Here is a 21,559-nt window from a genome sequence, read left to right on the forward strand (position 1 = left end):
CGGAGTTCATCCCCTGCGCAGGTTGCCACCGCCGTCGTCGGTGATGGTCTCGTCGCGCTCCCCATCGCCCGAGATACCTTCGTCCGCAACACCGTCGACCGGAGTCTCGATCAGCTCCGGATGGTCGGCGAGTTCGCGATCGGCACGGCGGATCGCGGCGTAGGTCAGCACCAGCGCGATGCCCGCCAACGGCCAGCCCATCAGGATCCGGGTCACCGCGAGCCAGCCGGTGCTGTCGGTGTCGTACAGGCGCGACTGGACCAGATACCGCGCACCGAACACCACCACCCATGCGAGCGTCGCCAGGTCGTAGGCGCGGACCGCACCGCGCACCGACCGCCAGCGGGTGCCGGTGCCGTTCAGATATCCCCAGATCACCCCGGCCAGCGGCCAGCGGGCCAGGATCGAGATCAGGAACACGCCCGCATAGAGCAGGCTGGTGTAGATCCCGAACAGGAAGTAGCCCTTCGCGGATCCGGTGCGATGCGCGATGAACGCGCAGATCGCCACGCCGACGAAACCGGAGATCGCCGGCTGGAGCCGACTGCGGGTCACCAACCGCCACACCAGGATCGCGGCCGCGACACCGAGCGCGGCCCAGATCGCCACGGTCAGATGCCAGACGGCATTGACCGGCACGAACACCAGGATCGGCAGGGTCGAGTAGATCAGCCCGCGGATGCCGCCGAGCTGCTCGAGAACGGTTTCTTCAGGCCGGTCCATCACACTGGCAAGGGTGCCACAGATCTCGCGGGCGCCGTCGCGCCGCGGCTCAGCTCGCGCTCTGCAGCTCGTAGTAGGGGTTGTAGATGACCTTGCCGCCGTCGCGCTCGCCGATCCGGCCACGCACCAGCAGGCTCCGGCCGGGTTCGATGCCGGGGATGCGGCGACGGCCGATCCACACCAGCTTCACGGCCTCGCTGCCGTCGAACAGTTCCGCGATGACGCTCGCGTTCGCGGTCTTGGGACACGCCTCGACGCTGCGGAGCCGGCCGACCATCGTGACCTCTTCGCCACGACAGCACTCCGACGCGCGCTTGGCGCCGAGCACGTCCGCCTGCTGCGAGATCTCTTCCGCATCCAACTCGTCGATATCCTGGGTGAGGCGGCGAGAGAGCCGACGAAAGTAATGAGCCGCGGCGGGTGCCATGGTGCGCTCCTCGAGAGCAGTTGGTGCGGACGGTCCGCCTTGTCTCCGCCAGAGTAGACCCGTCCGCCGGGCCCGACCACGCGGGCGGCATCATCGAGGCGTGGCTCACTTTTCGCTCCCCTCCGTGGCGGTGCTGTTGCCCGGCACCGGATCCGACGCCGACTTCGCCTCGAGGGCCTTCCACGGCCCACTGACCAGCATCGGAGTCGAGGTCGTCGCGGTCGACCCGGCACCGGGACGGCTGGTCGAGGGCTACCTGGACGCACTCGACGACGCCCACGCCCGGCACGGTCGGCTCGTGGTGGGCGGGGTGTCGATCGGCGCCGCGGTCGCGGTGCAGTGGGCGCTGCACGGCCCTGACCGTGCGGCCGCCGTGCTCGCCGCGATGCCGGCCTGGACGGGCGATCCGAGCGAGGCGCCTGCGGCGGCCGGCGCGCGGTACACGGCCGACCGGTTGCGCGGCGACGGACTCGACCGGACCATCGCGGCCATGCGGGCGACCTCCCCCGCCTGGCTGGCCGACGAGCTGACCCGGTCGTGGACCGCGCAGTGGCCGCACCTGCCCGAGTCCATGGAACAGGCCGCGGCGCACCACTCGCCGACACTCGGGCAGCTGACCGGGCTGACCACGCCCGTGGCGATCGCAGCCGCCGTCGACGACCCGCTGCACCCCATCGAGGTCGCGCGGGACTGGGACCGGGCCCTGCCCTGCTCGGCTGTCGAGACCGTTCGGCTCGACGAGATCGGCGCGGACCCGAGCGTGCTCGGACGCGCCTGCCTGACCGCATTGGACCGGCTGCCCGTGCGGGCGGGCTGACGCCGCCGGTCCCGACCGCTCAGTTCTGCTTGCGTCGGTCCAGCTGCTGCATCGCCGAGCCCTGCGCCCCACGCCGCGGCACGTCCGGCGCGGCGCCGGCACCCGGCTGCTGTGGCTGGTCCGGGGCCCCCGCCTGTGCCTGGCCCGCCTGCGCCACCGCCTGCGCCGCACCCTGCTCGGTCGCCTGCTGCTGCAACTGCTGCAGCTGTTGCTGCTGCGCCGCCAGCAGCTGCTGGGCGAGCGCCTCGGGCAGCACGACCGGCAGCGGGGTGCGCACCGGCAGCGGATCCGATCCACGCTTGACGATCGTCCGCCTCAGCACCGCGCGCGCCATCTGGCTGAGCGCGCTGTCCTCCGCGAGCGCGCCGGTCGGGCCGGCGGCCACGCACCGGATCATCCAGCGGGGCCCGTCGACGCCGATGAAACGCAGATCGCCGCCGGGGGTGACCCCCAGCAGCTCACGGCCCCACGGTCCGTCCTCCACCGACACACTCGCCTGCTCCGAGCGCAGCGAATCGGCCAGCTCGGTGGTCACCTCGCGCCACTGCCCCGACGACTTCGGCGCCGCATAGGCGGCCACGGTGATCCGTCCGTCACCGGTGACCAGGTGCAGTGCCTGCACCGATCCGTCCGGCGCCATCTCCACCTGGATCTGGCCGCCCTCGGGCATCGGCAGCAGCACCGATCCCAGGTCCAGCAGCCCGGGTGCGATCTCGTCCAGATCGCTCAGCTCGGTGGCCTCGTACGGCCCCTCGTCGCCGAACACCGGGCGGGTGTCGGCGAGGTCGGCGTCGTGCTCGGCCGAGCGGGACCGGCCGCCCTTCTTCCGTCCGAAGGCCATCACGCACCGACTTCCGCGGTCTGCGCACCGGCACGCTCGAGGCCTGCGTGGCCGCCGCTGGAGCCGTATCCGCGGGTGCCGCGCGATGTCTCGTCGAGGTCGTCGACCTCGACGAAGTCGACGAGCTCGACCCGCTGGACCACCAGCTGCGCGATCCGGTCACCGCGGCGCAGATCGATGGCCTCCCGCGGGTCGTGGTTGATCAGGCACACCTTGATTTCGCCGCGATAGCCGGCGTCGATGGTGCCGGGGGTGTTGACGATCGACAGTCCGGAGCGGGCCGCCAGCCCCGACCTCGGGTGCACCAGCCCGACGGTGCCCAGCGGCAGCGCCAGCGCGACACCGGTGCCCACCAGGACCCGCTCACCCGGCTCGATTGTCACGTCCACGGCCGTGCACAGGTCCACGCCCGCGTCGCCGTCGTGTGCACGCGCCGGCATCGGCAGCCCGGGATCGAGGCGACGCAGCGGGATCGGCGCAAAGGCGCCGCCCGCACGGGCCGCGGGGCTGCCCACGGAAGTCTGTTCGGTTCGGCCGGAATCGTCCGCCACGGTGTCATTGGCCACGACTGGTCAGACTACTCTGGAGCCCGTGTCCGAACATGCTCAACCAGCCCCGACCGCCGACGCGACCGCTCGCACGGTCTTCAGCGAGCGCCTGTGGGTGCCGATCTGGTGGTGGGTCGCGGGTGTCGTCGTGGCCGAGTTGCTCGCCGTCGAGGTGCACATGTCCGCGCGGTCGGTGCCGTGGTGGATCCCCGGCATCGTGCTGCTGCCGTTCGTCGCGTGGGCCTGCCTGTGGATGGGCCGCCTGCGGCTGGAGGTGGTCGTCGACGGCGACGGCGAGGGCGAGTTCCGGATCGGCCGGGCGCATCTTCCGCTGGATGTCATCTCCCGGACCTTCGAGGTCCCGGAGGAGGCCCGCAGCGCCGCACTGGGCCGCCAACTCGACCCGGCGGCCTTCGTGCAGAACCGCTCGTGGGTCAAGACCATGGTGCTGATCATCTTGGACGACCCTCAGGATCCGACGCCGTACTGGCTGGTCAGCACCCGCAAGCCGGCCGAGCTGGCCGCAGCGCTGGCGCCCCGCTCGCAGTCCCCGCAGACGGGAACCGCCCAGCCCTGACCTGTCGGCCGGGCCGGGCGGTACGCCACAGGGCCGGTCAGCCGGCGCAGTCCCGGCAGACCAGGGCGCCGTTCGCATCACTCGCGAGCCGGCTGCGATGGTGCACCAGGAAGCAGCTGGTGCAGGTGAACTCGTCTGCCTGCTTGGGCACCACCCGGACCGAGAGCTCCTCGCCGGACAGGTCCGCGCCGGGCAGCTCGAACGACTCCGCCGTGTCCGACTCGTCGACGTCGACGACCGCCGACTGCGCCTCGTTCCTGCGCGCCTTCAGTTCTTCCAGGGAATCCTCCGAAACCTCGTCGGATTCGTTGCGCCTCGGCGCGTCGTAGTCGGTTGCCATGACCTCTTCCTCTGATCCGCTTCTCTCGGGCCCGTCCACGTCCCCGCAGTCGCAGACGAACCGTGCATAGAGCATGTGCGGCTGCACAACGCTCACGCACCACGTTTTGTGCCCGACCTCTCCGGTGATCCCGGTAACAGTCGCGGCCGTGGACACGACTGACGATTCGCACCACGGCCGCGAGGACAATAGCCGAACGCGCGGCGAATTTCGCAACAGGAAACCGGTGAAGGTGTCGAACGACACCAAAACGTCATCACCGGCGCGGCTCGTCCCCTCGAGGCCACTCAGTTGCCACCTTCTCCGCACCCCTGCGCCTAAGGTGGTCACGGCCCCGGTCAGCAGCGGGGCACCCCGGCGGGGGCACGCACGAACGAGAGGCCTGACGACACCGTGGTTGCACTGATCACCAACGGCCATTCGACCGACGACCGGGGCCGGCCCTTCCGGCGCAGGCGGAACCGGCCCGCGCTGATCCTCGGCCTCGTGCTGCTGCTCATCGGCGCCGGCGTGTGGATCGGGGTCTTCTCCCACCAGTCCTCGAGCGCCGCCGACGTCGCCTGCAACGACCCCGCCCCGGCCACGCCCGCCCCCGGCACACCGCCGGCGCCGCCACTGGGCGACCGTGTCGGCAGCGCGGCGCTGTCCCCCGTCACCCCTGCGGCACTTTCGAACGTGCGCGTGCGGGTGTTCAACGCCAACGGACAGAGCGGTCAGGCCACCCATGTGGCCTCCGAGCTGAGCGACTTCGGCTTCCTCCCGGCACCCGACAACGCGGTCGCCAACGACCCCATCTACACCAAGCAGAACCTGCAGTGCCAGGGCCAGATCCGCTTCGGCGCGGCAGGACGCGCCGAGGCCGCCGCCGTGTGGCTGGTGGCCCCGTGCGCGGAACTCATCCAGGACGGGCGCACCGACACCACCGTCGACCTGTCACTGGGCACGCTGTTCAACGACCTGTCGCCGAACCCGGATGCGCAGGCCGTGCTCAAGGCCCTGCGGGTGCCGCCGGGGTCGCCCGCGCCGACACCGGATCCGGCACTGGTCCAGGGCGCGCACTCCACTCGCTGCTGACCGGTCAGGGCAACGGCCGGAAGGCGCCGATCTCGGTGAAGATCGCGCCGAGTTCGTCGGCGATTCCGGGGGCCATCGCGATCGTGACCGCACCGTCCGCGCTGACCGAGTCGGGCGCCGGCAGCCGGACCACCGCGCCGGCCTCCGCCGCGATCAGCGACCCCGCCGCCCAGTCCCACGGGCTCAGCCCGTGCTCGAAGTGCGCGTCGACCTGACCCGAGGCGACCATGCACAGGTCCAGCGCCGCCGAACCGATGCGCCGGATGTCGCGGACCCGCCCGAGCAGCTCACCGATGAGCCGGCCCTGCGCGGCGCGGCGCCGCTCGTCGTAGCCGAAGCCGGTCGCCAGCAACGCGACCGCCGCCGAGTCGATCTCGTTGCACCGCAACGCCCGGCTCGCGCCGTCGCGCTCCACCACACTGGCGCCCTGACCCAACGCGGCCGAGTAGGTGATTTCGCGGACCACGTCCACCACCGCCCCGGCCACCGACACGCCGTCGAGCTGCACGGCCACCGAGACCGCGTACGCCGGGATGCCGTACAGGAAGTTCACGGTGCCGTCGATGGGGTCGACCACCCAGCGCAGCCCGGCGACGTCACCGGCCGTGCCGCCGCCCTCCTCGCCGAGGATCCGGTCGCCCGGACGCAGTTCGGCCAGCTGCTCGCGGATCAGCACCTCGGACTCGGTGTCGAGCACCGTGACCGGATCGGTAGGCGTGCTCTTGGTCTGCACGGCACCCTCGACCGCGCCCCCGCCCGCACCGAACACCTCGGGGCGGCGCCGGCGTATGCGGGCGGCGGCCACCTGCGCCACCTGGGTCGCCACGCGCCGCAATTCGATCGGGTTCTCGACGCCGGCCACGGCGCCCGTCGGTTCTGCCACCCGCCTATCCGAGCACACCGGGCCCGGGCATCTCCACCCACGGACCCACCCGCTTGCCAGATCCCACCGCGCGGGCCCGTCGATCACTACTGTGGTCACCGAATCGCCGGTCCGACGCGAGGGAGCCAGGAGTCGATGACAAACCCCACCCCGACCACGGTCGCTGCCGCTCCCCCGCCCGCCCACAGCTTCGGGATCGACGTGGGCGGCAGCGGGGTCAAGGGCGGTGTGGTCGACCTGTCCACCGGCGCGCTGATCGGCGAGCGGGTACGCGTCGACACCCCGCAGCCGGCCACCCCCGACGCGGTGGCGAAGGTGGCCGCCCAGATCGTCACCGAGTTCGGCTGGCAGGGTCCGGTCGGGGTCACCCTGCCCTCGGTCGTCACCGGCGGGGTGGCCCGGACCGCCGCCAACATCGACAAGTCGTGGATCGGCACCGACGCCGCCGCACTGTTCTCCGACGCTCTCGGCGGACTGCCCGCGACGGTGCTCAACGACGCCGACGCGGCCGGGCTGGCCGAGGACCGGTACGGCGCCGGACGTGACGCCAAGGGGGTGGTCGTCCTGCTGACCTTCGGCACCGGCATCGGCTCCGCGGTGCTGCACAACGGGATCCTGCTGCCCAACACCGAGTTCGGGCACCTCGAGGTGCACGGCAAAGAGGCCGAGCACCGCGCCGCGGCATCGGTGCGCGAGGACAAGGACCTCTCGTGGAAACACTGGGCCAAGGAGGTCTCGCACGTCCTGGAGACGTTCGAGGATCTGCTGTGGCCGGACCTTTTCATCGCCGGCGGCGGGATCAGCGGCAAGAGCGAGAAGTGGATCCCGCTGCTGAAGAACCGCACCCCGGTGGTGCCCGCGACGTTGCGTAACACCGCCGGTATCGTCGGCGCGGCCATGGCGGCGGCGGGACTCGGCGGGCTGTGATCGCCTCGCCCGAAACCGTCGACCGCGGCGACCGTCCGGGGTCCACCCGGTCCCTCCGTACACGGCCCGGTGGACGCGCTCGACGCCCGGACCGGACCGAGCACTGCCCAACGGTCGTTACAATGGTCAATGCTCCGGTCGATGCGCCGGACATCCTCCACAGACCTCTCCGCCGGATCTTCCACCCCGGCGCGACGCCGCACGACACCGTCACGAAAGGGCCTACGTGGTAGCCACCGATACCCGTGAATCCGCTGAGGCGGCCGCCGACACCACGGCAGCGCCCGCGGCAACGACCAGCGCGACCGCGAAGAAGGCTCCGGCCAAGAAGGCTGCGGCGAAGAAGGCTCCGGCCAAGAAGACCGCCGCCAAGAAGGCGACGAAGGCCGCCGCCAAGAAGGCTCCGGCCAAGAAGACCGCTGCCAAGAAGTCCACCAAGGGCGAGAACGCCGACGGTGTCGAGACCGACGTCGACATGGACGACATCGACGTCTCCGACGGCGAGCTCGACGCCGAGGAGGTCGTCGACGTCACAGCCGAAGCGGACGACGACACCGCCGACGAGCCCACCGAGAAGGACAAGGCCTCCGGCGACTTCGTCTGGGACGAGGAGGAGTCCGAGGCGCTGCGGCAGGCTCGCAAGGATGCCGAGCTGACCGCCTCCGCGGACTCGGTGCGCGCGTACCTCAAGCAGATCGGCAAGGTGGCGCTGCTCAACGCCGAGGAAGAGGTCGAGCTGGCCAAGCGGATCGAGGCCGGCCTGTTCGCCACCCAGAAGATGGTCGAGTTCGCCGAGCGGGGCGAGAAGCCGACCGTGGCGGTGCGGCGCGACCTCAACTGGATCTCCCGCGACGGCAACCGGGCGAAGAACCACCTGCTCGAGGCCAACCTGCGTCTGGTCGTGTCGCTGGCCAAGCGGTACACAGGCCGCGGCATGGCGTTCCTGGACCTGATCCAGGAGGGCAACCTCGGTCTGATCCGCGCGGTCGAGAAGTTCGACTACACCAAGGGCTACAAGTTCTCCACGTACGCCACCTGGTGGATCCGTCAGGCAATCACCCGCGCCATGGCCGACCAGGCCCGCACCATCCGCATCCCCGTGCACATGGTCGAGGTCATCAACAAGCTCGGCCGTATCCAGCGCGAACTGCTCCAGGACCTGGGCCGCGAGCCCACCCCGGAGGAGCTCGCCAAGGAGATGGACATCACGCCGGAGAAGGTGCTGGAGATCCAGCAGTACGCGCGTGAGCCGATCTCCCTGGACCAGACCATCGGCGACGAGGGCGACAGCCAACTCGGCGACTTCATCGAGGACTCCGAGGCGGTCGTTGCCGTCGACGCGGTGTCGTTCACGCTGCTGCAGGACCAGCTGCAGTCGGTGCTCGACACGCTCTCCGAGCGTGAGGCCGGCGTCGTCCGGCTGCGCTTCGGCCTCACCGACGGCCAGCCGAGGACTTTAGACGAAATCGGTCAGGTGTACGGGGTCACCCGCGAGCGGATCCGTCAGATCGAGTCGAAGACGATGTCCAAGCTGCGTCACCCGTCGCGCTCCCAGGTGCTGCGCGACTACCTGGACTAGCAGCCCGAACCACCGCCGACTCCCCCGTGGGCGCCCACCTGTGACAGGTGGGCGCCCACGGGGGTTTCGGCCGCCGCGAGGTCGCCTCGAGGCGTTACCGATCGATTGCCCGAAAGCCGGTTCCGCGTGAGGTCGCTTCTGCTCTACTGACTCTCGTTGTCTGGCAACCGACCGGGAGGATGCTTCGAGATGCGCGATGGGCAGCGGCGGGGTCGACTGGGCGCGGCGATGACGTCGCTGCTCACGCTTGCACTGACGCTCGGGTCGGCGATCGTGATTGGTTCGGCGTCCGCCGCCGGCCCGGTCTACCCGGTTGCCGATCCGGACTCGTTCTACCTGCCACCGCCGGACCTGGCCGCGCACAAGCCCGGTGACGTGCTCAAGTCGCGGCCGATGCCGTTCAACTTCTACTTCCCGACCAGTTCGGTCTGGCAGGTGCTGTTCCGGTCGACGGATTCCGAGGGCAAGCCGATCGCCGCGAACACCACGTTCGTCCTGCCCAACAACCACCGCCCGAACGGCCCGCTGGTCTCGTATCAGCACATCATCAACGCGCTCGGAAACAAGTGCAAGCTCTCCACCGAGCTGTATACGACCGACCTGTTCACCCAGATCCGGGAGGCGCCCGGGCTCAACATCGCGCTCGCCCGCGGCTGGGCGGTGGCACTGCCCGACCACCTCGGTCCGCGGATGGCGTACGGGGCGGCCAAGCTCGGCGGGCAGATCACCCTCGACGGGATCCGCGCTGTGCAGTCGCTGCCGCAGTTGCAGGTGTCCAAGAGCCCGGTCGGGCTGGCCGGCTATTCGGGCGGTGGGATGGCGACCGCGTGGGCGGCCGCGCTGGCCCCGGCCTACGCACCGGAACTGAACATCGTCGGCGCCGCCGAGGGCGGGGTCCCGATGAACCTGTCCAAGATGGCCCGGGTCCTCGGCCCCAATCCGCATGTCGCGTTCGGCCTGGCGATGGCCGCGGCGCTCGGCCTCGAACGGGAGTACCCCGACCGGATCAACGTCTCCGGCCAGCTCAACGGTCAGGGCCGCTGGCTGCAGCAGATGATCGCGAACGGCTGCACCAACGAGATCATGTTCTGGGGTGTCGGCCGCAGCGCCACCCAGGTGACCGACAACAAGAACTTCATGGACGACCCGGCGGCGTTCCGGGTGCTGGACGAGAACAGCCTCGAGCTCTACCCGGGCGTGCCGAAGACGCCGATCTTCGAATGGCACAGCCCCACCGACGGGTTGATCCCGGTGGACTCGATCGTCAACACCACCCGCCGCTACTGCGCGGCCGGCACCCACGTCGAGACGCTGCTCACCCCCACACCCGACCACCTGTCGGCGGCCGTGCTCGGCCTGCCGCGGGCACTCGACTGGATCGATCAGCGGTTCCGGGGCGAACCGTTACGCGGTGGGTGCTGACCGCCCGCCTCGCGGATCACAGCCGGGGCGTCCCGAAACGTCCGCCCGCGTCGCGCCGGTACGGCACCGCCCGCCGCACCGCGCAGACCGGGATCGGGCCGTACAGGTGCGGGAAACGCATCGCCGCCGGGTCGGTCGGCACCCCCGGTTCCCAGCGGAGGGGCGCGTCGAGCAGATCCGGGTCGAGCACCAGCAGCAGCACGTCGTCGCGTCCGTGGAAGAGCCGGTTCGCGGGCAGCTCCACCTGGCCGGGGGTGGACAGGTGCACGAAGCCGTCCGCGGCGAACGAATCGGGCCGGTAGTGCTCGCGGCCGGATGCGGTCGGCCAGTCGTCGGTCGTGCACATGTGCAGCAGCGGTTCCACCCCACCAGCATGCCCAGCGCCGGCATGACCGCCCACGCCGAACCGGGTCCCGGCGACCGGATTTCGCCATCAGCAGAATTTCGGGTTGATCGACCGCTGACCGCGGCAGACGGCCATGATCGCGTTGTTAGAGACGACACACCGGTGATGTCCGGGGAACAACCCGCGGACGCCAAACGTCTGACAGAGTGGATTCACCACGTCAATCCCGGACTGGTGTGATCAGAACGGGCCTGGCACGGCCCCAACGGAGTCCGAGCGTTCGGAGTCCAGGACGGAGGAGTCATGAACGGCACACTGACCACCCCCAAACTGACCGCTGCCGACCGGTGTGACCGGTGCGGCGCCGCTGCTCGCGTACGGGCCCTGCTTCCGTCCGGGGGCGAACTCCTCTTCTGCCGGCACCACGCCAACGAGCACGAGGCGCGGCTGCGTGAGCTCGAGGCCGTCATCGTCGAGGACGCCGACGTCCTGGCCTGATCTGAACCACGAACGGCGGGCGATCACCGATCGCCCGCCGTTCGTCGTATCCGGACCCGGTCACCCGCCGCCGGGTGCCGCATCACCAGGACCGCAGTGTCGCGATCCGCTTGTTGAGCTGATCGAGGGTGGCCAGGGCGGTCGGCGGGCCACCGCAGGTGCGGCGTAGTTCGCCGTGGATCGCCCCGTGCGGCTTCCCTGTCCGGTGATGGTGCATCGCCACCAGCGTGTTCAGTTCGCGGCGCAGGTCGCTGAGCTGACGGGCCGTCGACTCGTCCTGATCCGCCCCGCGCGAGGCGGGTGTCGGCGCCGGCGGCGTCGGGTCGGCGGTGCGGTTGTCGAGTTGTTCGGACTGCCGACGGCGCAGCAACGCCCGCATCTGGTCGGCGTCGAGCAGCCCGGGCAGGCCGAGATAGTCGGCCTCCTCGTCGCTGCCGGAGAAGGTGGCGGTGCCGAACGAGGAACCGTCGTAGATCACCTGATCCAACTCGGCGTCCGCGCCGAGCGAGGTGAACGCCTTCTCCTCTTCCCCCGGCTCGTCCTTCTGCTTGTTCGCATCGGCGAGCAGTTCGTCGTCGAAGCCGTTCTTCTCCCGGTGCGGCTTGCCGAGCACGTGGTCGCGCTGCGCCTCGAGCTGGCTGGCCAGGTCGAGCAGGACCGGCACCGACGGCAGGAACACACTGGCGGTCTCGCCCTTGCGACGCGACCGCACGAACCGGCCGATCGCCTGCGCGAAGTACAGCGGCGTCGAGGCGCTGGTCGCGTACACGCCGACCGCCAGCCGGGGCACGTCGACGCCCTCGGACACCATGCGCACGGCGACCATCCAGCGGTCGTCGCCGCGGCTGAACTCGGCGATCCGCTTGGACGCACTCGGGTCGTCGGACAGGACGACGGTCGGCTCGGTGCCGGTGATGCCGGTGAGGGTCTTCGCGTAGGCGCGGGCGGTGGTCTGGTCGGTCGCGATCACCAACCCGCCCGCGTCCGGCACCCCGCTCGCGCGCAACTGCTCGAGCCGGGTGTTCGCCGCGACGAGCACCGACGGGATCCAGTCGCCGGCCGGATCGAGCGCGGTCCGCCACGCCCGCGCGGTCTGCTCGACGCTCAGCGGTTCGCCCAACCGCGCGCTGAACTCCTCGCCGGCGCTGGTGCGCCAGCGCGCCTCCCCTGAGTACGCGAGGAACACCACGGGCCGCACGACGCCGTCGGCGAGCGCATCGGAGTAGCCGTAGGCGTGGTCCGCCTTCGACCGCATCAGCCCTTCCGAGTCGGGCTCGTAGGTCACGAACGGGATGGCGCTGTCGTCGCTGCGGAACGGGGTACCGGTCAGCGCCAGCCGTCGGGTCGCGTCGCCGAACGCCTCCCGGATGCCGTCGCCCCAGCTCTTCGCGTCGCCGCCGTGGTGGATCTCGTCGAGGATCACCAGCGTGCGCCGGTTCTCGGTGCGGACGCGGTGACGGAACGGGTGCGAGGCGACCTGCGCGTAGGTCACGACCACGCCGTGGTAGTCGCTCGAGGTCTGCCCGGTCGAGTTGGAGAAGTTCGAATCCAGCGCGATGCCGGCCCGCGCCGCCGACTCCGACCACTGGTGTTTGAGGTGCTCGGTGGGGGCGACGACGGTGATCTGGTCGACGGTGCGGTCGGCGAGCAGTTCCGCGGCGATGCGCAGGCCGAACGTCGTCTTGCCGGCGCCCGGCGTGGCGACCGCGAGGAAGTCCTTGGGCTTGGTGGCCAGGTACTTGGCCAGCGCGCGGCGCTGCCACACGCGCAGCGGCGCACCGCCTGGAACCGTCGGCGCCGGCTCCGCGTTGTCGTGACGTGGTTCACCCAGCACAGACGACCAACCTTCCCCAGATCCACACTCCGGCACGCACCCGACAGCATCGACGAGCCTAACCGGACCACCGACATGAGCGCCGTCACACCGGGCCCGCCGCCGAGAAAATGCCGGACACGACCGACGATGACGCCGGACCTGCGCCCGGGTCGGGGATGCTGAACACACGATGACCGACAGCACCGACCCGAACACCGCACGACCCCACCCGACCGCACCCGAGGCAGCACCCGACCCCGGGCGTGTCCCGGAACCCGACGACTGCACGCCCACGCCGCGCGGGCACCGGTCGGTGCGCGACGTCCTGCGCACCCCCGGAAAGGTGATCGGCCGGACCGTGGTGCGCGCCTGGGACGATTCGATTTTCGGCAAGTCCGCGCAGGCGGCGTTCTGGCAGACACTGTCGCTGCCGCCGCTGCTGCTCGGGTTGCTCGGCAGCCTCGGATTCGTCGGCGGCTGGTTCGGTCCGAACACGGTCGACATCGTGGAGTCGAAGATCGTCAGCGCCAGCCGGCGGGTGTTCAGCCCGAACGTGGTCGACCAGATCATCAACCCGACTATCGGCGACATGCTCGCACGCGGGCGCGGCGAGATCGTCTCACTGGGGTTCCTGCTGTCGTTCTGGGCGGGCTCGTCCGCGATCTCGTGCTTCGTCGATTCGATCTGCGAGGCGCACGGCCAGCAGGACCACCGCAACCCGGTGTGGCAGCGGATCTTCGCCCTGATCCTCTACGTGTTCTTCCTGCTGCTGGGCGTGTTCATCTTGCCGGTGGTCGCGTTGGGACCGTCACTGATCGGCAAGATCCTGCCGGAGTCGTGGCACACGCTCGGGTCGCAGCTGCTCGACACGCTGTACTACCCCGCGGTCGGCGTGTTGTTGCTGCTCGGCCTCACCACCCTGTACCGCCTCGCGCTGCCCAAACCGCTGCCGTGGCATCGGCTGGCCGGCGGCGCACTGCTCGCGGGCGTGTTCTTCCTCGCGGCCGCCACGGTGCTGCGCTTCTACCTGGGCTGGGTGACCAGCACCGGCTACACCTACGGGGCGCTGGCCACCCCGATCGCGTTCCTGCTGTTCACGTTCTTCCTGGGCTTCGCGGTCGTGCTCGGCGCGGAACTCAACGCGACCGTCCAGGAGTTCTGGCCGGCCCGCGCCACCCGGATCGAGCAGATGCGCGAGTGGCTGGCCGCGCAGTCGGCGGCGGGGGGGCTGCCGACGGACGATCAGTCGCCGCCGGGGCGCAGTCCGTCGTAGACCTTCTTGCACTCCGGGCACACCGGCGAGCCGGGCTTCGGCGACTTCGTCACCGGGAAGACCTCCCCGCACAGCGCCACGACGTGCGTGCCCATCACCGCGCTCTCGGCAATCTTGTTCTTCTTGACGTAGTGGAAGAACTTGGGGGCGTCGTCGTCGGTGCGCTCGTCGGTGGTGGTGTCCGGGCGTTCCTGGATCTGAGTGCTCACCGTTCCATGATGCCGCACCGCACCGGCCGCGCACCATGACGCGGTGCGCCCCGGCCCTTCCGTCTTCCCGACCGGGCCGGGTCAATTCCTCCCCTGGTGGTGCGGTCGCGTCGACGGAGTGGAACAGTGGGGGTATGGCAATCAGTTCGGGATCGGGCGCGCCCGCAGACGGTTCCTCAGACCGTAGGCCGGACGACAAACGCCCCGTCCTGATCACCGAGGCGCAGGCATCCTTCGAGGAACAGCAGCGCGCCCGGATCCGCAAGTACTCGATCATGATGGGCGTGCGCATCCCCGCATTGGTCCTCGCCGCGCTCGCGTACACCACCTGGCACAACGGATGGATCGCGTTGGCGATCATCGCGGTGTCGATCCCGCTGCCGTGGATGGCGGTGCTGATCGCGAACGACCGTCCGCCGCGTACCAAGGACGAGCCGCGCCGCTACGACCACAAGACCCCGCCGGCGCCGGAACTGGACGGCCCCGCCCACAAGACCATCGAGGGCTGAGCCTCTAGCGTCCCCGGTCACTGGCCCTGCAAGGATCGCCGGGTGGCTCCTGTGACCGATGACCTGACCGCGCTCGCTCCCCTGCTCCGCGAGTGCTTCCTGCGCGCAAGCTACGACACCGACTCGCTGCTCGGGTTGCTCGGCCCCGACGCGCACCGGGCGCTCACCCGCGGCGAACCGGTTCCCGTGCGGCGGGCCAGCGCCGACGGTGGACGTCTCGGCACGCTGGTGCGTCTGCTGCTGCTCGTCGACGACTGCGCCGAATCCGAGGCGCGGGCCGCGCTCGACCCGGTGCCGCTCGAGCGGGCGATCGCGGCGGGACTGCTCGAACGCGACGGCGACCGCGTGCGCGCCGCGCTCGACGTGCGGCCGATGGATGCGGGCACCGGCACCCGGTGGATGATCTCCGACCTCGACGGCAGCATGCGCGCCCTGACCGCCGAACCCGAGCATGTGCTCGGCGTCGGGCATGCGTCGCTGTCGTTGCTGTCCGCCACCCCGACCGCACCCGTCGGCAGCGTGCTCGACATCGGCACCGGCTGCGGGGTCCAGGCCGTACGTGCCACCGACTACGCCCGCCAGGTCACCGCCACCGACGTCAATGCCCGCGCCCTCGCCCTGACGTCCGCCGGGTGCGCGCTCAACGACGTCGACGTCGAGTTGCTGCACGGCCCCTGGTTCGATCCGGTCGCCGGGCGCGGGTTCGACCAGATCGTCGCCAACCCGCCGTTCGTCGTCGGCGGCAGTGGGGTCGATCATACCTACCGCGACTCCGGGCTGGCCCTCGACGGCGCCAGCGAGCTGATGATCGGGCGGGCGCCGCAGCACCTCACCCCCGGCGGCACCGCGGCCATGCTCGCCTCGTGGGTGCACGTTCAGGGGCAGGACTGGCGCGAACGCGTCTCGTCGTGGCTGCCGGACCACGGCGTCGAGGCGTGGGTCGTGCAGCGCGACGTCGCCGACCCGGCGCTGTATGTGGGCACCTGGATGCGCGACGCCGGGCTGGACCCGCGCGACCGCACCGTCGCCGGGCAGGCCGAGGCGTGGTTCGACACGTTCGCGCACGAGCGCGTCGAGGGGGTCGGGTTCGGCTTCGTCTATCTGCGGCGCACCGACGAGGCCACCGGGCTGCTCGCCGAGGATCTGCGGCACGGCTTCGACGACCCGCTGGGAGCGGAGGCACTGGACTACCTGCATCGGATCGCCTGGCTGCGCGAACACGACCTGATGGGCTCGCGGTTCACGCTCGCGCCGGCGACGGCGCTCGAGCGGGTGTCGCTGCCGAGCGCGCCCGAGCCCGGCTGGCACGAGGTGGTGGCGCGGGTGCACCGCGGCGACGGCCCGCGCTGGCAGCACGAGGTCGACGACCTGGCCGTGTCGCTGCTGTCCGGCCTGTGCGCCGAGGGCCTTCCGCTCGGCGAGCTGGTCTCGCTGCTGTCGTTCGCACACGAGCTCCCGGAGGCGGAACTGACCGTGCGCGCGGTGGAGTTGATCGACGGGCTGGTCCGGCACGGGCTGGTCCGGCCGGCGGGGCCCGGTTCCTGACCCGGCCGGGTCAGCGGCCCCTCCGTCGGGTCCGCCGAGCCGCGGGGTTCCCCGGACGATCACTTCTCAGGATCTTCTCAGACCTGCGGTCGTCTTTACCCAGGTCAAGACGGTTTCAACTGATCGGCTGGGGGAACTTTTCCGGTGTGTCCACGCGTTGACGCTATGAGACACCACCGATCAGGAGGCACGTCATGACCACTCGCCTTGCCCAGCCGCGCACCAGCGGCTCCCGTTCCGACATCGACGCCCAGAGCCCCTCGGCAGATCTGGTTCGCGTCTACCTGAACGGGATCGGCAAGACTGCGCTACTCAACGCCGCTGAAGAGGTGGAGTTGGCCAAGCGCATCGAGGCGGGCCTGTATGCGCAGCATCTGCTGGCCGCCAAGCCGCGCCTGGGCGCCGCGAAGAAGCGCGACCTGGCCACGATCGTCCGCGACGGGCAGGCCGCCCGCAGCCACCTCCTCGAAGCCAACCTGCGCCTGGTCGTGTCGCTGGCCAAGCGGTACACGGGCCGCGGGATGCCGCTGCTCGACCTGATCCAGGAGGGCAACCTCGGGCTGATCCGCGCGATGGAGAAGTTCGACTACGCGAAGGGCTTCAAGTTCTCGACCTACGCGACCTGGTGGATCCGTCAGGCGATCACCCGCGGAATGGCCGACCAGTCCCGCACGATCCGGCTGCCCGTCCACCTGGTCGAGCAGGTCAACAAGCTGGCACGCATCAAGCGTGAACTGCACCAGCAGCTCGGCCGTGAGGCCACCGACGAGGAGCTGTCGGCCGAGTCCGGCATCCCGGTCGAGAAGATCACCGACCTGCTCGATCACAGCCGCGACCCGGTGAGCCTGGACATGCCGGTGGGCAGCGACGAGGAGGCGCCGCTCGGCGACTTCATCGAGGACTCGGAGGCCACCTCCGCCGAGGCCGCGGTCATCGCCGGGCTGCTGCACACCGATGTCCGGACGGTGCTGGCCACGCTCGACGAGCGCGAGCAGCAGGTGATCCGGCTGCGCTTCGGTCTCGACGACGGCCAGCCGCGCACCCTCGACCAGATCGGCAAGCTCTTCGGGCTGTCCCGCGAGCGGGTGCGCCAGATCGAGCGTGAGGTCATGGGCAAGCTGCGCCAGGGTGAGCGCGCCGACCGGCTGCGCGCCTACGCCAGCTGACAGACCCGGACCGACCGAAGACCCGAACCCGAGGGGCGGCGAGCGCAGGCTCGCCGCCCCTTTCGTGTCCGGTCAGCGCAGCCGGCGCGGCCCGAGGTCGAACTGATTGGGCTCCGGGCCCAGCCGCACCCGGGCCTCGAGCACCTCCGCGCCGGTCTCCGCCGCGAGGATGGGCTCACAGGACAATTCGCGGATCTCGGGTACGTCGTCGGCCAGCGCGGACACGCGGTGCACCAGGTCGATCAGCGCGTCGCGGTCGGCGGCCTGCCCGGTGCGATAGCCGTCGAGCAGCGGCGCCGCCTTCGGCGCACCGATCAGGTCGGCCGCTTCCCGCTCGGTGACCGGCAGCACCCGGAAGGCGCGGTCCCCCAGCAGGTCCGAGATCACCCCGGCCAGGCCGAACGAGATCAGCGAACCGAACGACGGGTCATCCTGCACGCCGATCACACACTGGATGCCCTTGGTCGCCATGCGCTGCACCTGGAGTTCCGACTCGCCGGTGACCTCGACCAGGTCGCGGAACGCCCAGCGCACCGACTCGGCCTCGGGCAGGTCCAGGCGCACCCCGACCAGGTCGGCGCGGCGTCGCCACGGTTCCCCGATGGCCTTCACCGCCACCGGATAGCCCAATTCGGCGGCCGCGGCCACCGCCTCCTCCGCACTGGCCGCGGTGCGGTATTCGACGACGTCGATCCCGTAGCACCCCAGCAGTTCGGAGGACTCCTCGTCGGTGAGCCAGCGCCCCTGTCCGTCGGCGACCCACGAGTCGACGAGGGACCGCGCGCGCTCCGCGTCGATGTCCTCGAACCGGCGGAAAGTCGACACCGGCCGGGCCCGCCACGCCGAGTAGCGCCACGCCCGCGCCAGTGACCGCGCCGCCCGCTCCGGGCCCGGATACGACGGCACCGATCCGCGCACGGGATTGCCGTCCACGTCGCGCACCGCGAGCACGTCGGGAATCCCCTCCGCGGCGAGGAACGTGGTGACGATCGGCTTCGGGGTGCCCCGGGCCGCTTCGCGCAGCGCCCTCGCGTACGGCTCGACCATGACGGTGATCGGCGGCACGAACACCACCATCACCGCGTCGGCGCTGTCCGACGCGATCGCCGCCGAGACCGCCCTGGCGAAGTCCTCCGGGGTGGCGCGGGCGCCGAGGTCAACCGGGTCCGAGACCTCCAGTCCCTCGCCGCGTGCGGCGTCCGCCGCAAGGATCCCCAGCGCCGACGAGTTGCCGACCACCGCCAGCCGCGGCCCCTGCGGCAGCGGCTGATAGCCCAGCAACAGTGCGGTGTCGAAAAGTTGCGCGATCGAGTCGACCTGGATGACGCCGGACTGCTCGAACAACACCCGCACGCTCGCGTCGTCGATCTCGACGCCGGTCGCCGCCAACGCCGGCGGCACCGCGTGCCGCCCGCTCTTGACCGCGACGATCGGCTTGGTGCGCCCCACCCGGCGGGCGATCCGGGAGAACTTGCGCGGGTTGCCGAAACTCTCCAGGTACAGCATCACGACGTCGGTGTCGGGGTCCGAGTCCCAGTACTGCAGCAGATCGTTGCCGGACAGGTCGCCGCGGTTTCCCGCCGAGACGAACGTCGACAATCCCAGATGACGCTGCGCTGCCCCGTCGAGGATGGCGATGCCCAGTGCGCCGGACTGGCAGAAGAACCCGATCCGGCCGCGACCGGGGACCACCGGGGCGAGGGTGGCGTTGAGAGCGGTCGCCGGGTCGGTGTTCGCCACCCCCAGCGCGTTCGGCCCGACCAGACGCATGCCGTGGGCGCGGGCGGCCAGGACCAGCCGGCGTTCCGACTCGCGGCCCTCGCCGCCGACCTCGCTGAAGCCCGACGACACCACGACCAGCGCCTTGACGCCCTTGGCCAGGCAGTCGTCGAGCACGTCGTCGATGCTGGGCGCCGGCACTGCCACCACCGCGAGGTCCACGTCGTCGGGGATGTCGCGCACCGACGCGTAGGCACGCACCCCCCGGACCGAGCGGTGGTCGGCGTTGACCGGGAACACCGGACCGGTGAAACCCGCTCCGAGAAGGTTGGCCAGCACCACGTTGCCGACCTTGGTGTTGTCGGTGGACGCGCCGATCACCGCGACGGAACGGGGGGTGAGCAGGTTGCGCACGCTGCGGGCCTCGGCGGCGCGCTCGCGGGCGTTGCGGACCGACAGCAGCGCCTCGGTCGGGTCGATCGCGAACTCGAGGTGCACCACGCCGCCGTCGAAGCTGCGGCTGACCTGGTAGCCGGCCTCGCGGAACACCGAGATCATGTGCCGGTTCTCGGCGAGGACCTCGGCGACGAACTTGTGCAAACCGTTCTCTGCGGCTGCCCCGGCCAGGTGTTCGAGCAGGATCGGACCGAGCCCGCGGCCCTGATGATGGTCGGCGACGACGAAGGCGACCTCGGCCGAGGTCCCGTCGCCGACGTCCTTGAGCCGTTCGTAGCGCCCGACCGCGATGATGTCGCCGCCGAGCATCATGATCAGTGCCACCCGGTCGTGGTGGTCGACGGTGGTGAACCGTTTGACGTCGCGCGCGGGCATCGTCGGGTACGGGCCGAAGTAGCGCAGATACCGCGTGCGTTCGGACAGCCGCGCGTGGAAGTCGATCAGACGCTCTGCGTCGCCCGGCAGGATCGGCCGCAGGTGCACGGCCCCGCCGTCGGTGGCCAGCACGTCGGCCTCCCACTGCTGCGGGAACGGGTGCGCCTCCAGTGCCTCACCGGGGGTGGTGGCCGCATCGGTCGGGTTGGGTTCGGTTGATTCAGTCACGTGGGTCATCCGGGTCGAGTCCGAGCAGGGGGAAGACGTTGCGGCGGGTGTCCGCGATCGCCGAGTCCAGGCGCGCCAGGTCGCGTTCGCTGCGGTCGACGCCGGGCACGGTCACCACCGGCGCCCGCGGCGGTCCGCCATCCCACCGCGAGAACCGCACGTCACCGCCGTCGCCCATGACGACGGGGACCTCGACGTTCGGCGCGAGGGTCGCGGCGCGGCGCCGCCACGACTCGGGAACCGCTGCGGCCGGATCGATCTCGCGCCCGAGCACGGCGGCGATCAGGTGCGTCCAGGCCCGCGGGACCACCCGGACCAGGCCGTAACCGCCGCCGCCGACGGCCAGCCAGCGGCCGTCCGCACACTCGTCCGCCAGCGCACGCATGGCGAGGAACGCGGCACGCTGCCCGTCGACGGTCAGCGCCAGGTCGGCGAGCGGGTCTTCCCGGTGGCTGTCCACGCCGCACTGGCTGACGATGATCTGCGGCTTGAACGCCCGCACCACACTCGGCACCACCGCGTGGAATGCCCTCAGCCACAGGGCATCACCGGTCCCCGGCAGCACCGCGACGTTGACCGCCGTGCCCTCGGCGTCCCCCATTCCGACCTCGGCCGGCCACCCGGTGCCCGGCCACAGCGTCGCCGGATGCTGATGGATGGACACGGTCATCACCCGCGGATCGCCGACGAACGCCCGCTGCACACCGTCGCCGTGGTGCACGTCCACGTCGATGTAGGCGATCCGGTCGAATCCGTGGTCCAGCAGCCATGCGATGGCCACCGCGACGTCGTTGTACACGCAGAAGCCCGACCCGTGGTCGGGCATCGCATGGTGCAGCCCGCCACCGATGTTGACGGCCCGCCTGGCGCGCCCCGTCGCGATCGCCCGCGCCGCGGCGATCGTGCCGCCCGCCATGATCGCGCCGGCCTCGTGCATGTGTGCGAAGATCGGCGTGTCCTCGGTACCGAGCCCGTGGTTGCCCGCCAGCAGCAATTCGACCGCCCCGCCGCGCGGCGCCAGTTTCACCGCGTCGACGTACTCGGGGGTGTGTACGCGCAGCAGTTCGGCGTCGGTCGCCGAGGACGGCCTGAGCGTCTCGACCCCCTCGAGCAGCCCGAGGTCAGCGCTCAGCGCCATCGTCAGGTCGAGGCGGACCGGATCCATCGGATGGTTGGCGCTCAACTTGTACGACAGATACTCCGGCGTCCACACGATGGCGGGATCCGCTCGATCCGCCACCGGCTCCGCCCCGAGACCGTC

At 70.8% G+C, this 21,559-nt stretch carries 22 protein-coding genes; 11 read left to right on the plus strand and 11 right to left on the minus strand.

From position 1 onward, the window contains the following. Positions 1 to 6: 6 nt before the first annotated feature. Positions 7 to 723: a DUF3159 domain-containing protein gene (locus tag G4X40_RS14850; RefSeq protein WP_408642209.1), complete on the minus strand. Its 717-nt coding sequence runs from the start codon at positions 721 to 723 to the stop codon at positions 7 to 9. Between the two features lie 49 nt (positions 724 to 772). Further along, the gene (locus tag G4X40_RS14855; protein WP_277833529.1) at positions 773 to 1,150 is read right to left on the minus strand and encodes an OB-fold nucleic acid binding domain-containing protein; all 378 of its coding nucleotides are present in this window, start codon (positions 1,148 to 1,150) and stop codon (positions 773 to 775) included. Positions 1,151 to 1,250: 100 nt separating this feature from the next. On the opposite strand from G4X40_RS14855, the gene G4X40_RS14860 reads away from it, so the two are divergent. Further along, entirely contained in the window at positions 1,251 to 1,967 is a 717-nt protein-coding gene (locus G4X40_RS14860; RefSeq protein ID WP_277833531.1) for an alpha/beta fold hydrolase, read from the plus strand. A 19-nt stretch (positions 1,968 to 1,986) separates the two neighbouring features. Here the strand turns inward: G4X40_RS14860 and G4X40_RS14865 are convergent, their stop codons facing one another. Together G4X40_RS14865 and dut are read right to left on the minus strand one after the other, a co-directional pair. Further along, positions 1,987 to 2,808: a DUF3710 domain-containing protein gene (locus G4X40_RS14865; protein ID WP_277833533.1), complete on the minus strand. Its 822-nt coding sequence runs from the start codon at positions 2,806 to 2,808 to the stop codon at positions 1,987 to 1,989. After that, positions 2,808 to 3,323, minus strand: a complete 516-nt coding sequence (dut, locus tag G4X40_RS14870; protein ID WP_277833631.1) for a dUTP diphosphatase — start codon at positions 3,321 to 3,323, stop codon at positions 2,808 to 2,810. Before dut ends, G4X40_RS14865 begins: the two co-directional genes overlap by 1 nt. Positions 3,324 to 3,399: 76 nt before the next feature. Here dut and G4X40_RS14875 point away from each other — a divergent pair, with 76 nt between their 5' ends. Next, on the plus strand, positions 3,400 to 3,933 hold the full coding sequence (locus G4X40_RS14875; RefSeq protein WP_277833534.1) for a DUF3093 domain-containing protein: 534 nt from the start codon (positions 3,400 to 3,402) through the stop codon (positions 3,931 to 3,933). 37 nt (positions 3,934 to 3,970) lie between these two features. Here G4X40_RS14875 and G4X40_RS14880 read toward each other — a convergent pair whose 3' ends face one another. Continuing rightward, on the minus strand, positions 3,971 to 4,273 hold the full coding sequence (locus G4X40_RS14880; RefSeq protein ID WP_277833536.1) for a DUF4193 domain-containing protein: 303 nt from the start codon (positions 4,271 to 4,273) through the stop codon (positions 3,971 to 3,973). A gap of 393 nt (positions 4,274 to 4,666) precedes the next feature. On the opposite strand from G4X40_RS14880, the gene cei reads away from it, so the two are divergent. Beyond that, positions 4,667 to 5,347 (plus strand): envelope integrity protein Cei, encoded by a 681-nt coding sequence (gene cei / locus G4X40_RS14885; protein ID WP_277833537.1) that lies wholly within the window; start codon positions 4,667 to 4,669, stop codon positions 5,345 to 5,347. A gap of 4 nt (positions 5,348 to 5,351) precedes the next feature. Here the strand turns inward: cei and G4X40_RS14890 are convergent, their stop codons facing one another. Further along, positions 5,352 to 6,230: an inositol monophosphatase family protein gene (locus G4X40_RS14890; RefSeq protein WP_277833538.1), complete on the minus strand. Its 879-nt coding sequence runs from the start codon at positions 6,228 to 6,230 to the stop codon at positions 5,352 to 5,354. Positions 6,231 to 6,365: 135 nt separating this feature from the next. Here G4X40_RS14890 and ppgK point away from each other — a divergent pair, with 135 nt between their 5' ends. From ppgK to G4X40_RS14905, 3 genes are all read left to right on the plus strand, one after another. Further along, positions 6,366 to 7,157 carry a polyphosphate--glucose phosphotransferase gene (gene ppgK / locus G4X40_RS14895; RefSeq protein ID WP_277833539.1) on the plus strand — a complete coding sequence of 264 codons (792 nt, stop codon included), beginning with the start codon at positions 6,366 to 6,368 and terminating at the stop codon, positions 7,155 to 7,157. A gap of 103 nt (positions 7,158 to 7,260) precedes the next feature. Continuing rightward, positions 7,261 to 8,736, plus strand: coding sequence for an RNA polymerase sigma factor (locus tag G4X40_RS14900; protein WP_277833633.1), 1,476 nt, complete (start codon positions 7,261 to 7,263; stop codon positions 8,734 to 8,736). Positions 8,737 to 8,925: 189 nt separating this feature from the next. Continuing rightward, complete coding sequence (locus G4X40_RS14905; protein WP_408642210.1) at positions 8,926 to 10,158, plus strand: lipase family protein; 1,233 nt, start codon at positions 8,926 to 8,928, stop codon at positions 10,156 to 10,158. Between the two features lie 16 nt (positions 10,159 to 10,174). Here G4X40_RS14905 and G4X40_RS14910 read toward each other — a convergent pair whose 3' ends face one another. Next, on the minus strand, positions 10,175 to 10,504 hold the full coding sequence (locus G4X40_RS14910) for a DUF952 domain-containing protein (protein ID WP_277833636.1): 330 nt from the start codon (positions 10,502 to 10,504) through the stop codon (positions 10,175 to 10,177). Between the two features lie 303 nt (positions 10,505 to 10,807). Between G4X40_RS14910 and G4X40_RS14915 the strand changes: the two genes are divergently transcribed. After that, complete coding sequence (locus G4X40_RS14915) at positions 10,808 to 11,002, plus strand: DUF7455 domain-containing protein (RefSeq protein WP_277833541.1); 195 nt, start codon at positions 10,808 to 10,810, stop codon at positions 11,000 to 11,002. A gap of 82 nt (positions 11,003 to 11,084) precedes the next feature. On the opposite strand, the gene G4X40_RS14920 is transcribed toward G4X40_RS14915, so the two are convergent. Next, entirely contained in the window at positions 11,085 to 12,833 is a 1,749-nt protein-coding gene (locus G4X40_RS14920; protein WP_277833637.1) for a DEAD/DEAH box helicase, read from the minus strand. Between the two features lie 175 nt (positions 12,834 to 13,008). Here G4X40_RS14920 and G4X40_RS14925 point away from each other — a divergent pair, with 175 nt between their 5' ends. Continuing rightward, complete coding sequence (locus G4X40_RS14925; protein ID WP_277833542.1) at positions 13,009 to 14,091, plus strand: YihY/virulence factor BrkB family protein; 1,083 nt, start codon at positions 13,009 to 13,011, stop codon at positions 14,089 to 14,091. On the opposite strand, the gene G4X40_RS14930 is transcribed toward G4X40_RS14925, so the two are convergent. Continuing rightward, positions 14,061 to 14,300, minus strand: a complete 240-nt coding sequence (locus tag G4X40_RS14930) for a DUF3039 domain-containing protein (protein WP_277833543.1) — start codon at positions 14,298 to 14,300, stop codon at positions 14,061 to 14,063. The two genes, G4X40_RS14925 and G4X40_RS14930, sit on opposite strands and share 31 nt — an antisense overlap. A gap of 134 nt (positions 14,301 to 14,434) precedes the next feature. Between G4X40_RS14930 and G4X40_RS14935 the strand changes: the two genes are divergently transcribed. The 3 genes from G4X40_RS14935 (at position 14,435) to G4X40_RS14945 (ending at position 17,520) form a co-directional block, all read left to right on the plus strand. Further along, complete coding sequence (locus tag G4X40_RS14935) at positions 14,435 to 14,809, plus strand: DUF3099 domain-containing protein (protein WP_277833545.1); 375 nt, start codon at positions 14,435 to 14,437, stop codon at positions 14,807 to 14,809. Positions 14,810 to 14,851: 42 nt separating this feature from the next. Further along, on the plus strand, positions 14,852 to 16,354 hold the full coding sequence (locus G4X40_RS14940; RefSeq protein WP_408642211.1) for a DUF7782 domain-containing protein: 1,503 nt from the start codon (positions 14,852 to 14,854) through the stop codon (positions 16,352 to 16,354). A 194-nt stretch (positions 16,355 to 16,548) separates the two neighbouring features. Beyond that, the gene (locus G4X40_RS14945) at positions 16,549 to 17,520 is read left to right on the plus strand and encodes a sigma-70 family RNA polymerase sigma factor (protein WP_277833546.1); all 972 of its coding nucleotides are present in this window, start codon (positions 16,549 to 16,551) and stop codon (positions 17,518 to 17,520) included. Between the two features lie 72 nt (positions 17,521 to 17,592). Here the strand turns inward: G4X40_RS14945 and G4X40_RS14950 are convergent, their stop codons facing one another. Together G4X40_RS14950 and G4X40_RS14955 are read right to left on the minus strand one after the other, a co-directional pair. Continuing rightward, on the minus strand, positions 17,593 to 20,307 hold the full coding sequence (locus tag G4X40_RS14950) for a bifunctional acetate--CoA ligase family protein/GNAT family N-acetyltransferase (protein WP_408642212.1): 2,715 nt from the start codon (positions 20,305 to 20,307) through the stop codon (positions 17,593 to 17,595). Further along, a complete protein-coding gene (locus tag G4X40_RS14955) occupies positions 20,291 to 21,463 on the minus strand; it encodes an acetoin utilization protein AcuC (RefSeq protein ID WP_408642218.1) in 1,173 nt (390 codons plus the stop codon). The genes G4X40_RS14950 and G4X40_RS14955 overlap by 17 nt, the downstream gene beginning before the upstream one ends. Between the last annotated feature and the right edge of the window lie 96 nt (positions 21,464 to 21,559).

The sequence above is a fragment of the Speluncibacter jeojiensis genome (assembly GCF_029589495.1).
In the GTDB taxonomy this organism is placed as follows: domain Bacteria; phylum Actinomycetota; class Actinomycetes; order Mycobacteriales; family Mycobacteriaceae; genus Speluncibacter; species Speluncibacter jeojiensis.

Bases quoted from the DNA above. Each gene is read 5' to 3' on its own strand.
- G4X40_RS14850 (WP_408642209.1), bottom strand. From the start codon at position 723: ATGGACCGGCCTGAAGAAACCGTTCTCGAGCAGCTCGGCGGCATCCGC.
- G4X40_RS14855 (WP_277833529.1), bottom strand. From the start codon at position 1,150: ATGGCACCCGCCGCGGCTCATTACTTTCGTCGGCTCTCTCGCCGCCTC.
- G4X40_RS14865 (WP_277833533.1), bottom strand. From the start codon at position 2,808: ATGGCCTTCGGACGGAAGAAGGGCGGCCGGTCCCGCTCGGCCGAGCAC.
- G4X40_RS14880 (WP_277833536.1), bottom strand. From the start codon at position 4,273: ATGGCAACCGACTACGACGCGCCGAGGCGCAACGAATCCGACGAGGTT.
- ppgK (WP_277833539.1), top strand. From the start codon at position 6,366: ATGACAAACCCCACCCCGACCACGGTCGCTGCCGCTCCCCCGCCCGCC.
- G4X40_RS14905 (WP_408642210.1), top strand. From the start codon at position 8,926: ATGCGCGATGGGCAGCGGCGGGGTCGACTGGGCGCGGCGATGACGTCG.
- G4X40_RS14910 (WP_277833636.1), bottom strand. From the start codon at position 10,504: ATGTGCACGACCGACGACTGGCCGACCGCATCCGGCCGCGAGCACTAC.
- G4X40_RS14915 (WP_277833541.1), top strand. From the start codon at position 10,808: ATGAACGGCACACTGACCACCCCCAAACTGACCGCTGCCGACCGGTGT.
- G4X40_RS14925 (WP_277833542.1), top strand. From the start codon at position 13,009: ATGACCGACAGCACCGACCCGAACACCGCACGACCCCACCCGACCGCA.
- G4X40_RS14935 (WP_277833545.1), top strand. From the start codon at position 14,435: ATGGCAATCAGTTCGGGATCGGGCGCGCCCGCAGACGGTTCCTCAGAC.
- G4X40_RS14945 (WP_277833546.1), top strand. From the start codon at position 16,549: ATGACCACTCGCCTTGCCCAGCCGCGCACCAGCGGCTCCCGTTCCGAC.
- G4X40_RS14950 (WP_408642212.1), bottom strand. From the start codon at position 20,307: ATGACCCACGTGACTGAATCAACCGAACCCAACCCGACCGATGCGGCC.
- G4X40_RS14955 (WP_408642218.1), bottom strand. From the start codon at position 21,463: ATGGATCCGGTCCGCCTCGACCTGACGATGGCGCTGAGCGCTGACCTC.